Source organism: Stieleria sedimenti (genome assembly GCF_025060895.1).
Lineage (GTDB): Bacteria > Planctomycetota > Planctomycetia > Pirellulales > Pirellulaceae > Stieleria > Stieleria sedimenti.
In genome coordinates, this window is sequence record NZ_JANZKV010000010.1 from 17,361 (window position 1) to 29,987 (window position 12,627).

11 protein-coding genes are annotated in these 12,627 nt (G+C 60.0%); 8 read left to right on the plus strand and 3 right to left on the minus strand.

All coding sequences use genetic code 11. From position 1 onward, the window contains the following. Positions 1 to 2: 2 nt before the first annotated feature. Positions 3 to 788: an undecaprenyl-diphosphate phosphatase gene (locus NZK35_RS01525; protein WP_259630833.1), complete on the minus strand. Its 786-nt coding sequence runs from the start codon at positions 786 to 788 to the stop codon at positions 3 to 5. A gap of 260 nt (positions 789 to 1,048) precedes the next feature. On the opposite strand from NZK35_RS01525, the gene NZK35_RS01530 reads away from it, so the two are divergent. Further along, a complete protein-coding gene (locus NZK35_RS01530; RefSeq protein ID WP_259630834.1) occupies positions 1,049 to 2,128 on the plus strand; it encodes a DUF368 domain-containing protein in 1,080 nt (359 codons plus the stop codon). Here NZK35_RS01530 and NZK35_RS01535 read toward each other — a convergent pair. Then, positions 2,103 to 3,293, minus strand: a complete 1,191-nt coding sequence (locus NZK35_RS01535; protein ID WP_259630835.1) for a hypothetical protein — start codon at positions 3,291 to 3,293, stop codon at positions 2,103 to 2,105. The two genes, NZK35_RS01530 and NZK35_RS01535, sit on opposite strands and share 26 nt — an antisense overlap. Positions 3,294 to 3,894: 601 nt before the next feature. On the opposite strand from NZK35_RS01535, the gene NZK35_RS01540 reads away from it, so the two are divergent. The 7 genes from NZK35_RS01540 to NZK35_RS01570 all read left to right on the plus strand — a co-directional run bounded on the left by NZK35_RS01540 (position 3,895) and on the right by NZK35_RS01570 (position 12,209). Continuing rightward, the gene (locus NZK35_RS01540; protein WP_259630836.1) at positions 3,895 to 5,271 is read left to right on the plus strand and encodes a hypothetical protein; all 1,377 of its coding nucleotides are present in this window, start codon (positions 3,895 to 3,897) and stop codon (positions 5,269 to 5,271) included. A gap of 12 nt (positions 5,272 to 5,283) precedes the next feature. Continuing rightward, complete coding sequence (locus tag NZK35_RS01545; protein WP_259630837.1) at positions 5,284 to 6,414, plus strand: glycosyltransferase; 1,131 nt, start codon at positions 5,284 to 5,286, stop codon at positions 6,412 to 6,414. Positions 6,415 to 6,584: 170 nt separating this feature from the next. Then, positions 6,585 to 7,586 carry an NAD-dependent epimerase/dehydratase family protein gene (locus NZK35_RS01550; RefSeq protein WP_259630838.1) on the plus strand — a complete coding sequence of 334 codons (1,002 nt, stop codon included), beginning with the start codon at positions 6,585 to 6,587 and terminating at the stop codon, positions 7,584 to 7,586. Between the two features lie 107 nt (positions 7,587 to 7,693). After that, the gene (locus NZK35_RS01555; RefSeq protein ID WP_259630839.1) at positions 7,694 to 8,263 is read left to right on the plus strand and encodes a hypothetical protein; all 570 of its coding nucleotides are present in this window, start codon (positions 7,694 to 7,696) and stop codon (positions 8,261 to 8,263) included. Positions 8,264 to 8,341: 78 nt separating this feature from the next. Beyond that, positions 8,342 to 9,517, plus strand: coding sequence for a hypothetical protein (locus tag NZK35_RS01560; protein WP_259630840.1), 1,176 nt, complete (start codon positions 8,342 to 8,344; stop codon positions 9,515 to 9,517). A 303-nt stretch (positions 9,518 to 9,820) separates the two neighbouring features. Next, positions 9,821 to 11,107, plus strand: coding sequence for a lipopolysaccharide biosynthesis protein (locus NZK35_RS01565; RefSeq protein ID WP_259630841.1), 1,287 nt, complete (start codon positions 9,821 to 9,823; stop codon positions 11,105 to 11,107). A 151-nt stretch (positions 11,108 to 11,258) separates the two neighbouring features. Beyond that, positions 11,259 to 12,209 carry a glycosyltransferase family 2 protein gene (locus NZK35_RS01570; protein WP_259630842.1) on the plus strand — a complete coding sequence of 317 codons (951 nt, stop codon included), beginning with the start codon at positions 11,259 to 11,261 and terminating at the stop codon, positions 12,207 to 12,209. A 29-nt stretch (positions 12,210 to 12,238) separates the two neighbouring features. Here the strand turns inward: NZK35_RS01570 and NZK35_RS01575 are convergent. Beyond that, positions 12,239 to 12,627 (minus strand): DUF1294 domain-containing protein (locus tag NZK35_RS01575; RefSeq protein ID WP_259630843.1); only part of this gene is annotated, 389 nt, incomplete at its 5' end.

Genomic DNA, 12,627 nt, shown 5'->3' on the forward strand with positions numbered 1-12,627 from the left:
GCCTACACCAGCCCGGCAAAACACAGTCCCAGAACCAGCACCCCCGCCGGAATGCACCATCCGGCGAACCAGTGTAAACGCTCTTGACGGCTCCATCCGATCAGCCACTTGAGCGCGAAGATCCCGACGCCGAACGCGACCAAGGCCCCGATGGTCAACTCGGCGATCGAGTGATCCATCGGCACTCCCTCTTGCACCTCGTCCACCAGGTCCTTGATCGCCAGCACGGTCGCACCGGAGATCGCGGGGATCGCCAACAAGAACGAGAACGTGACCGCATCATCGGTCTTTAACCCCAACAACCGGCCGCCCAGAATCGTCGACCCGCTGCGACTGATCCCGGGCAGGATCGCAAACGCTTGGAAACACCCGACCACGAACGCGCCCCAGTACGATCCGTCGCGATAGACGCGATGGCGAGCGGGTAGCCTGCCCAGCACAATCAGCATGATCCCGGTCACGATCAACATCGCGCCGGCCAGCATCGGATTTTTCAGAATCCAGCCGAATTGAGATTTGATCGTCAGTCCGACCACCACCGCCGGTAGGGTTCCGACAATTAATAAAGGGATCACACGCCGATCGCTGGTCAGCAAATCTAAGATGCGACGCCAGAAAATCACCAGGATCGACCCGAGCGTCCCTGCGTGCAAGATAATCTCCAACGTCGGCGACTCGCTTTGGGCGTCGCTGAGCATCGCCCCCAAGATCACGAGATGACCGGACGAGCTGATCGGCAGGAATTCGGCAATCCCCTGCACGACGGCCAGGATGATGGTCTCGATCACGCCACTATTTCCATTTGATTACTCACGAGGCTTGAATAACAGCTCATCTGCGGAAAAGGGGTCAGGCCCCAAAAATGCGGAGCACCCTTCGGGCCATTTGGTTTTTGGGGCCTGACCCCTTTTCCGCACCGCCCGAAAAAAAACTACCCGAAAACTCAAAGTTGACAAAGCACTAAATCGACCGCTTCTCGCGGCGCACCATCCTGCTCAAACTGTTGCCGCAGTATTCATCGCCGCAGCGAACGAGGGAACCATCCATCATGCCACCGGACCGCCAGAACGCTGACACAGAGTGCATCGATCCGAATGCCCGGCCTGTAACGAACCAACCGACCTCGGCAGCCTCCGCCACACCGGCCGCACCGGATGCTGCGTCGCACCTGGCATCAAACTCGATTCGCTTGGACGTCATCAATCTGCTGCGTGGATTTTGTATGGGGGCGGCGAACATCGTGCCAGGGGTCAGTGGAGGCACCGTGGCGCTGGTGCTCGGACATTACCAACGCCTGATCGATGCGGTCAGCCGCGTCGATTCTCACTTGATCGGCCAAGTCCTTTCGCGCCGCTGGAAAGAAGCTTGGGAATACGTCGACGCCCGCTTCCTGGCTGCGATCGGCGCTGGCGTTGTGATCGGCAGCGTCGCGCTGGCGGGGCTGATCAACTGGCTGTTCGACCATCACATGCCGGAGACCTTTGCCGTCTTTTTCGGAATGATTCTGGCCAGCGTGTTGATCGTGCGACGGCAAGTCAAACGCTGGGGACCGGCCAGCCTGTCCGCCTGCGTCTTCGGCATCTGCGTCGCCGTACTCGTCGGACGGCTCTCGCCCACCGATGGCGGAGACTCGCTGGTCTACCTGTTCGGATCGGCTGCCATCGCGATCTGCGCGATGATCCTGCCCGGCATCAGCGGCGCGTTCATCCTGCTCCTGCTGGGCGTCTACCACCCGATCACGGGACTGATCAAGAACACGGTGAAGCTGAACATCGATTTCGATTCCATCCTCCAGCTCGGCGTGTTTGCGTTCGGCTGCCTGTTCGGGCTGCTCGCGTTCTCTCGCCTGTTGAGCTGGATGCTCGATCACCACCGCGACAAGACGATGGCGGTGCTGGTCGGCCTGATGATCGGCAGCGTGGAAAAGCTTTGGCCGCTGCAAGTCCCGACCGCGGAAACGGCCGGATTGAAAATGAAGGAGCGGATCATGCAGGTCGTCCCGCCGAGTGAGTGGAACGGCAGCCTGATGCTACTGATCGCGTTGGTCGTTGGCGCCGCGGTGTTCGTTCTGGTCCTCGAACGCGTCGCCGAAAGCGACCTGATCAGCGACCATGAACCCGTCGATTGAAGATGTCTGGGTCGAAGGGGTTTTCAACCTTGGGCATGCGTCGGGTTCGCGGCGCGGCTTCGATCATCGGTGACCCTGCGTTCCAAACCGACTCCGTCTGAAGCGTCTCCGGCAACTCGGGAATGCCTGTTGCCGCATCCGCCTGGTCGATTTGGTCGATGGCGGCAAGCTGCGGTGGTGACACCGGAACCAGCGTTTCGCCAACAGCACGTTGCTCCATCGCAGCCTCCCATTGCGACGGCGAATGGGCGGTCGGGAGCTGGACAAGCCAACGATCCAAGCTGGACATCATCGCCGAACCCTGGCTGCCAAAGCTATGTCGCCGGCCACCATGCCCGTCGGAAGCACGCAGACGGATCAGGCTGTTGGCCGGAGCGTTCAGGTCAACGTACTTCATCACGGCTTGCAGATTGTCCCTGGCCACATCCTTCGGAGCCCACTTGGATGTCAGAGCGGTGTGGATCTGAAACTCACGTGTGTTGCGGTCGTCGCGGGCGTGACAACTGGTACAGCGATTCATCAGGATCGGTTGAATTCGCGAAGTGAACTCATACACCAGCCTCTCGGGTAACCCGCTCGTCTCGGCCGCCGTCTCAGGCTCAACATCCCTGCGATCGTCTGTCACCACGGTTTCGTGCGACACGGTTCGCAGTGCGGGAGCCTGATGATCGTCCGCAGCAACCGATTGCGCGGACTCGGACTGTTGTTTGAGCACCGCTGCGATCTGCCGCAGCAACTGAATCGTCTGTGGGTTCGACGGCTCAAGCGACCTCGCTTCCAGAACGTCTTGGGCAGCTTCTCGCACCAACCCATGTCGCAAACCCCAACGCACATCCGCTTGCACGCGTTTCAAGTCGCCCTCAAAGCGATTTTTGCGTCGGTATTCGTACAGTTCGCTCAGTGATCGCCCCACCGTTTCGACCTGGGCGGTCGGCAGATTGATTTTAGATTGATCGCTGCGCGTGATGCAGACGGTCCCGCCGATCTTGGAGACCGCACCGACCAGGACGTTGCCGTTACGAAGCAGGACACACGACTCTGTCTGCGGGGCAACCTGTGGCAACTCAGCCGCCGTCACAGGCGGAAACGATGCCAGCGTGATCGCGATTGCGACGACGAACCCGGCGAACGGGAGGGGTGCCAACAGGCAAAGAGAATTGTTCATTCGCTTGGGCTATCAAACTCCGCCCCCAGACGTCAAGAGCGACGTTTTTCGGGCGTCAGCGTCCTCATGCTTTAGGCAGCGTTGAATCTTTGGGCTGCGTTCAGCAAGCGGAAACGGGGGCAGGTCATGCAGAGGGGGCAGGTTTTAGCCCAACGCAGCGAAGTGAACATCAACGAAGAGGCCCGGACGCTGGCGCGAACCGGCTGATGTCAATTGATTATCAGCCGTTTGGCGCGAGCCTACGGGCCCCAGCACGAGGAAACGACGCATCACTTGGCGGTATTGGGCTAAAGCTTGGGAAAAGATGAAAGGACCACTGAGCCCACGGATGGCAGCGCGAACCCACGGATATCTGCCCCCTGCCATCCGTGGGTCCGCGCTGCCATCCGTGGGTCAAATTCTCGATGGTCGTCCCGGTAAAACGGCTGGAGTTCTTCGGGCTGATTGAGTCGTGGGGTTGAAGACGTAGCGGACGCGCCAGGGCTTTCGGCGAACCAACATGGACGCCAAAGTCAGGAATTGCTAAGACCGGACCATTCACTTCAATCGCCCGGTCCGCTCAGCGTTTGCGTTCTAATCGTCCATGCCCACCTCGCCGCCCATGACACCGCGAATCCTGTTCCTGGACGACAACGTGCGCGACATCGGCGGCCACTATTTGGAATTGGCGAGCCTGCTCGCCGACGGGGCACGCCAGCTCGGCTATCGGCCGCAATTAATCACCCATGCATCGTTGCCGCAGCGCGATCTGCACTTGCGTGGAGATTCGCGGCTGGAACCTCTCGAGATCGAGCCGCGGTTCGAAGTCCGGCGGATGGAAAATTGGTCACTCGGTGTCGACGGCCCCTCGATGGTCCAGCGAGACTCTCGCGGGATCCCGATCGGAGGCTCGGTGTTCCGCCGGATCCGGCAATCGGTGAACGATTTCCTCTGTCGACCGTCGCGACGCCCGCGGGCGATGCTCAACGCCTGGTCGTCCGTTTTCGCCGATTCGATTCGCCGCTTCGCTCCGCAGCCGAACGACCGAATTGTAATCAACACGGGCGGCGACTTTCAAATTCTGGCGTTGGCCCACGCGATCGAAGAACTGGAGCGGGACGGCGAGCTCGCCCCGATGACCATTCACGTCCTGTTCCATTTTGCGGTGTTTGAATCGACCGTGACCGAACGCGCGGTCGCTTTTGGTCGCCAAGTCAACGCGGCGGTAAAGGCGATCGAGCGACACCGGATCCATCTGCACGCGACCACCGAATCGCTGCGTCAGCAACTGAACACCGTCGGTGTGGATGCGACCGCGGTCCCCTACCCCACGCGAGACGAACACCACGCGTCAACGTCGAGTCCGTCGACCGCAGGGACGAAGATCTTGTTGGCCGGGATGCCGCGCGCCGAAAAGGGCCGCGACCTGATTCGCGACTTGCTGGAAGCGATCGAAACCCAGTACCTCCGCGCGGGCCGTTTCACCTGGTCGATGCAGCTTCCTGAAAAACGTTGGCAGCGGATGATCCCGCCGTCGCTGCAAGCCGCCTGCACTCCGTCGGCGTCTGACCAAGCCGAACCTGACACGGGCGTTGGCATGGAAATCCTGCGTGGAAACTTGACCAGCGAAGCCTACCACCGCTGGCTGGACACGGCAGGGATGGGGTTGTTTCTGTACGACCCCGACCGTTACGTCGCGCGGTGCAGTGGCGTCTTGTTGGAAATGATGATCCGGGGCGTCCCCGTGATGGTGCCGGACGATTGTTGGCTGGCCGATCAGGTTCGCGCCGCCGAACCGAGCGGCGCGATCGGCTGGATCTATCAATCCGTCGACCAGATTCCTCAGCTGCTGAGCACGGTGGAAAAAACGTTGGCGGAAACGACTGCAAACTGCCGGAGACACGCCAAGCACATCGCAGCCTACCACTCCGGAAAGAACTCGCTGCTCGAAATGGGCATCGTCGATCATACGTCATCATCGGTTCGATTGGCCGGATAGGATTGATCAAAGATGAAACTAAAACACTTGCTCCGTTACCCGTTTGACATTCGCCTGGCCGAGCAGCAACTCGCTTCGACGGCAAAATCGGCACCGGAATCCGCCGGCGCAACCATCGGAATCGATCTCTACACCGACCATTTGCTATTCGACGGCGGGCGGCATTTGGCCTGCTTGGCCGCTTTGGCCGGCAAGATCAATTCGCCAGTCACGCTGCGCTGCAGCCGCGTGCTGTTGGCGGCAGTCGCCCACAAACCCCATGGCGGTCGCTTTCTGGCGATGCCCCATGTCAACTGGATCGAACCGGCCCGTCCCTTTCCGCCGCACTCGCTGGTGCTGCTCGATGTCGACGGCGGTCGCGCCGATCGGGTCCTCAGCCGACAACGCACCGTCGCCATGCTGATCGGACGCGAGCCAGCGGCAAGAACCTTGGTCATGCCTTATCCGATGCATCCGCAACAAACCCAGGATTCGATCGACGGGCGGTTCAATACGCTGCGGACCCAAATGAAAGCGGGCATTTTTTTTGCCGGCAACCAGAACCGGCGCTACGGTCGTGATTCGATGCACAGCGAGTTTGGCGTGCTGTCGCGTTTGGAAATCCTGTCGACGTTGTCCAAGGCCTTTGATGTTCGGATCAGCGCGCGTGAGGCGGACGGGCGTGACGACCGGATCGTGCTTCGCGATAGTGCGGTCGACCCGATTCCGGCCCAGGATTGGATGGCGACCTTGGCGTCACACCAGTTCTTTCTGTGTTGCCCGGGAGCGTCGCAACCGGTTTGCCACAATGCGATCGAGGCGATGTCGGTCGGCACGATCCCGATCATCGAGTACGCCGACCGCTTCCATCCTGAACTGGTCGACGGCGTCAACGCGATCTGCTTCCGCGGCCGCAAAGGCTTGGTCGCGGCGATCCGTCGGATCGATTCCATGCCACCGGAGAAACGGGCGCGTCTGTCCCGAAACGTGAGCCACCACTACGACGAACACCTGGACGGCGCGCGGTTTTTGAGACGTTTGCGAGACGATTTGAACACCGATTTTGTGGACCAGGTTTCGCTGCCCTTCCACAATCGCAATTTCTTTTCCACGGCCTCACCGCCCAGCGGCCGGGTTCCGCTGAGCCACTCCCGCGCTGCTTGACGAATCGCGGGTCGGCATCGAAGATTCGGGCCTGACTTCATCAACGCGGAAAAGGGGTCAGGCCCCAAAAATGCGGAGCACCCTGCGGGCCATTTGGTTTTTGGGGCCTGACCCCTTTTCCGCTCGCAACGAGACTCGTTCGATTCTTCCCTTTGCTGGTCCTTTCCTTCATGCGTGTTCTCGTTACCGGACCGGCCGGATTTCTGGGCGCCGAGATTGTCGATCAGTTGCTCGCCCGCGGCGATCAGGTGGTCGGTGTCTCGCGCGGTGACTACCCCGATCTTGCCGACAAGGGCGTTGCGTATCATCGCGGCGACCTGTCCGATGCCGCCGTCACCGACCGACTGATTCGTGACGTCGATGCGGTCGTGCACACCGCCGCCGTCGCCGGCGTCTGGGGCGCTTACGAAACGTTTTACCGCATCAACACGCAAGCCACCCTGAATGTGATCGACGCCTGTCGCCGCAACGGCATCGGCAACCTGGTTTTCACCAGCAGCCCCAGCGTGACGTTTGCCGGTGACGACCAGCGCGGCGTCGACGAATCGGTGCCCTATCCCGAACGCTGGCTGTGCGCGTACCCGCAAACCAAAGCGTTAGCCGAGCAAGCGGTTCTGCAGGCACATCGGACAGGCGAGTTGAACACGTGCGCGCTGCGTCCTCATCTGATCTGGGGCGTGGGTGACCCCCATTTACTCGCTCGCGTGATCGACCGCGCCGCGGCGGGGAAATTAAAAATCGTCGGCGATGGCAAGAACCTGATCGACACCGTTCACGTGGTCAACGCCGCCGCCGCCCACCTGGATGCACTCGACGCGCTGCAGCAACGTCCCGAGTTGGCGGGAGGACGAGCGTATTTCATCGCCCAGGATGAACCGGTCAACTGTTGGGATTGGATCGCACAGATTTGCCAAATCGGCTCGGTCGCGGCGCCCTCACGGCGCGTCCCGTTCCGCGTCGCCTACGCCGTCGGGGCTGCTCTCGAGGCGGCGTATCGCTTGACCGGCAGACAAACCGAACCCGTGATGACCCGTTTTGTGGCGGCCCAATTGGCCAAAGATCACTATTTCGATATTTCTGCGGCGAAGCAACGTTTGGGGTACCACGTCCGCGTTTCGATGGACCAGGGTCTGCAAGCATTGCGGTCGGCTTGGCAAAACCAATCGACTTGATCAGGGGCATCCCCCTCGAACGACGGTAGCTGCGCCGGGCAAAGCGTGGTCCAATGGTCGACACGTTCCAGCCCCGAATCCTCCCCCACACCATGCAAGGCGCTCCCATGTCGACTAGCGACGTGCGAAACATTGATTCGCTTCAGCGGCTCCGCACCGGGGTGCTCTCGATGGCCGACAGCTGGGAGAAAACGCTGCAGGAGATTCGGATTTCCATCCACCGGGCCGATCAGTATTTCGGCGACGAGGTACCGAGGTACTGGCGTCACCAGACAGAGCTAGCCGAGCGTGAGCTGACCGAAGCGAAAGACAATCTACAGCAGAAACAGTCGGCCGCGCGCGCCGGTGATCGCGTCAGTGCCCTGGAGGCTCAAAAGCGGGTGGCCGCTGCCAAAACTCGCTTGGACATGTGCCGCGATCGATACCGGACCGCAAAATCGCTGGCGATCGAGATCCGCCACCAATGTGACGAGCTGCTCGGTCCACTAGCGGACATGACCGAACACAGCGACAATCTTCTGCCCGCCGCGGCGCTTAAGCTCGGCACGCTGCTGGAATGGCTGCATCGTTACGCCGACGCCGCCCAGTTGCCCATGTCGCCCGATGAAGCCTTCGCGACACCGACCAGCCCGCCTGCGGACCCTTCGCCGAATCCCCCCGCATCGGACAACCCGTGAAGCGATTTGTGGGATCGGTTTCTCATCCGTCGATGCTGACCCTCTTCAACGACTCCTACCGTAACTCCAATTCTGTCGATGTCTGAACCTGCCAGCCAAATCTTTGAAACCCTCCGTCATTGCGACACCTCTCGATCGCAATTGCTCCAACAGGTCGCGGAATATTTCCGCCAAGAACAGTTGCCGATGGAGTTGTTCGAAGCCCGCAAAATGATCGTCCGCAACCGACTGGGGTTGCCGCTTTTGACCAGCGAAGATGAACCGACGCGATCCGAAGAGGTGGAGCGACAATTGGAATTGGGCCTGTTGGAAGCGTGCCGCGAATCGGGCGAAATGCTGATCCGAGCCGGACGCATTTTCGAAGGCTGGACCTACCTGCGGCCGACCGGCGACAACGAGATGATCCGGAACCTGATCGCGGAAGTCGAAATCACGGACGACAACTACGATGAAATGCAACGTGTCTTGTTGCATGAAGGCGTTGATGTGGGGCGGGGATTCCAAGCCGTTCTGGACCATCAGGGCACCTGCAACAGCATCACGCTGTTTGACCAAGCGATCGCCCAACGCAGCAAAGCGGACCGCCGCGCCGCCGGAGAACGGTTGCTGGAACATTTTTACAACGAATTGATCACGCTGGTCCGCGACGATATCACCGCCCGCGATGCCGCCCCCGACGAAGACGAATCGCTGTCCGACATGCTGGCCAGTCGGCCTTGGGTGATGAAAGACGGTGGCTATCACCTCGACACCACCCACCTGTCATCGACCGTGCGGATTGCGTCCACGCTGACGGACCCGAAACAGCTTCGCAAGGCATGGGAACTGACACAATACGGACGCCAACTGCATCACCAGTTCCAATACCCCGGCGAAGAACCGTTCGTCGATTTCTATCCCGCCTACGCCGCCTTCTATTCGATCTTGCTGGGTGAAAACGTCGATGCCGGGTTGAAGCTGTTCGAACGAAAAGCGATCAACGTCGATTCACAAGAACACGGCACCGGTGCGATTGAAACCTACATCGATCTGCTCGACCGCGTCGGACGCCCCCTGCAAGCGATCGAGTTTGCGATCCGCCATGTGCCCGAAGACGTGCCGTCGCAATCGATCGTGCCGCTGCTGATCGAATTCGCCGGTCACGCCGCCGAGTCGGGCGACAACTCAGGCTATGACCTGATCATGGACTACTGTGCCGCCAAGCAAGACGCACTCGGGTTTGCCGTCGCCAAACACGCCACCCTGGCAAAATGACGGAATGAATGGAAGTGGCAGAATCATCCGGGGCAGAATCCTGTTCTGACCGCGCGGATCGCGGAGCCGGAACCAGACAGCCATCACATCATTCTGCACCGGCAGCATTTCGCCTCGGAGGGGCGAAGGAATTGGTCGGTTCCATGTCTTCTATCGATCGTCGTCAGTTGATCCCTGAGAGTCACCGGTGCCGGGGCTACCGGATCGCCGCCGGCAACTAAACTCTGCACAGTCAACGACGTTTTAACCGATCCTGTCGCCAATGATCCAGCTTCCACTCATGATCTTCCGTGGCCACCGCCGATGAAACCGGCTGAAGTTCTTGCACGTCTGCGGGGCACCGCGCGTGGTGACACGATGATGTCGTTGCTGGATCAAGTCGTGGTCAGCGGGACACGATTTGCAACCACCGTCATGGTCGGACGATTCGGCTCGGAATCTGAATTGGGTTATTATTCACTGGCCTTCAGTGTATTTGTCTTGCTGGTCAGTTTCCAGGAATCCTTGGTCTCGGTTCCGTACACCGTTTTTGTCAAACGGCTATCCGCAGACGACCAACGCAAATACGCGGCCAGTTCGCTCGGGCAAGCGATCGGTTTAAATGGGCTCGCGATGCTCGTCTTGGCGGCGACCTGTGTGATCGTTCAGGTGACCCGCCCGACGACCGGTCTGCTCGGATTGTTGTGGCTGTTGGTGCTCTTGCTACCGTTCTTGATGCTGCGTGAATTCGCGCGCCGCTTCGCCTTCGCCCACCTGCGTGTTTCGACGGCGATGGCATTGGACGTGTCAGTCAGTGTGCTTCAATTGGGCGGGCTTGCCATGCTGGCGTTGCAGGACCAGATGGATGCGACCGGCGCCTACCTGGTCTCCGGAGGCGCCGCGGGGATCGCCGGATTGGCTTGGCTGTTTTTTGTCCGATCCGATTTCCAATGGGACCGAACGCGACTGCGAACGGACTGGATCAAGAACAGCAGCTTCGGCAAATGGGTCGTCGGTGCGCATCTGACGTCGGTGCTGCACATGTATTTTGCCCACTGGCTGCTGGCCGCGATCATCAGCGAACGCGCGACCGGAATCTACGCGGCCTGCATGACCGTCGTGATGCTCGCCAATCCGTTCATCTTGGGAATGAGCAACGTGTTGTCGCCCAAAGCAGCCCATGCCTTCGCCGCCGGCGGCTCCGCAGCGGCAAGCCGATTGGTTTGGCGATTTACGGGCGTGATGGTCACGGTACTGTTGCTTTTTGCCGCGTTGGTGGGCGTGTTTGGAAACGCATTGATCGTCTGGATCTTTGACGAACAGTACGGCGGTCATGGCGTCGCCGTTGCGGTTTTGGGGTTCGGAACCGTCGCGTCGGGGGTCAGCTACGCGATCGCCAGCGGCTTGCGGGCGATCAATCGTCCCGCGGCAAATTTCTGGGCCGCCGCGTGGGGCTTGGTCGCGACCGTCGCGATCTCGTCGGCGTTGGTCCACTCGATGACCATTTTGGGCATGACGATCGGGCTGGTCAGCGGGTTTTACGTCACGGCCATTTATCGCGTGTTGGCTTTCCGAGCCGCGATCAACGAATATGAAGCATCCTCGGAGTAACCATTGGGCTTGTTGTAGTGGTTGTGACGCATCTGTAATCCTCCGCCGCGTCCCCAGCCACCAGCCAGACCAAGCCTGCTAGCTGTCCGCGTCGCATCAACTATGCTACGCAGCACGCCACCCCCACGCCACGAACTGTGCCAGAAGAACGATGGAGAACCCCGTCTTGTCCGCGGATCAAGAACCAGACGTTTCCGTTTTGATGACCGTTTACAACGGCATGCCGTACCTGGCCGAAGCCGTCGAGTCGATCCGCGCGCAAACCTATTCGCGGTGGAAAATGATCATCGTCGATGACGGTTCGACCGACGAATCCGGCGACTACCTGGATTCGCTCGAGGACGACCGGATCACGGTCATTCATCAAGACAATGCCGGCACCGCAGTCGCTTCCAACCATGGCCTGAAACTCTGTGACACAGAGTTTCTCGCACGCATGGACAGCGATGACATCTGTGACCCGACGCGATTGGAAAAACAAGTCGCCTTCTTGCGCGATCACCCCAAAGTCGGACTGGTCGGCTCACAGATCGTCCCCCGTGGCGCACAGAAAGCGGGGCGAGTGATCCCGTTGGCGACCGATCATCCATCGATCTACAGCCAGCTTCGCAAGGGACAACACGCCATGTGCCATCCCACCATTCTGATGCGCACCGCGCTGCTCAAGGGCATCGGTGGCTATTGGAAACAGCATGGCATGTTCGACGCCTGGGACATGTTTTTGCGGATGGGCGAAGTCGGTGAACTGGCCAACCTGCCCGAACCACTGCTGGAATACCGCATCCACACCGGAAGCATCAACGGCAAGCACATGCGGAAGCTGCAGGCGAGTATTGAATTCGCCTGTGAACTCGCCAGACGGCGTGACGAGAGTCTGCCGGAGATCGCGTATGAAGATTACTTTGCCCAGCGGGCTCGCGCGGGATTGCTCTCGCGACTGGCCAAACAGGTCAATGTCTATGCGTTGCTGCAATACCGGCTGGCATCGATCGATTTGCTCGGCGGACATAAGGTTCGCGGCTACGCCCGACTGGCTTGGTCCGGCCTCTGTTCCCCGGGTCGAAGCGTCAATCGTCTGCTGAGACAACTCAAACTCGCCTGAGCATATCGCGACGTCATGCACAGCATGACCTACTGCAACAACACCAGCAACGTGACGAGCATCGCACCGTTCAACAACACGGTCAGTCCAAAGACGATACGAAAGGATTGCTTTCTGGTTTTGTGCCGCAATTTTTCTTGGGCGATCAGCGCGCCCGGCCAACCGCCGATCATCGACAACAGGTGCAACGTGCTTTCCTGAGTTCGCCAATGTCCGCTTCGAGCCGCTGATTTATCCATCGCGTAAACCAGATACGTGACCAGACTGGCGGCCAAGTAGAACCACAGTACCAGGCGAGGCAGTTGGTCGCTCAAGACCAACAGTCCGACCAGCACCAAGAACAGCCATGCGGCGATCACCGGCAATGACGTATTATTGTGAACGCCGCGATTCACCGTTGGACCTCCCCTCGCTTCGC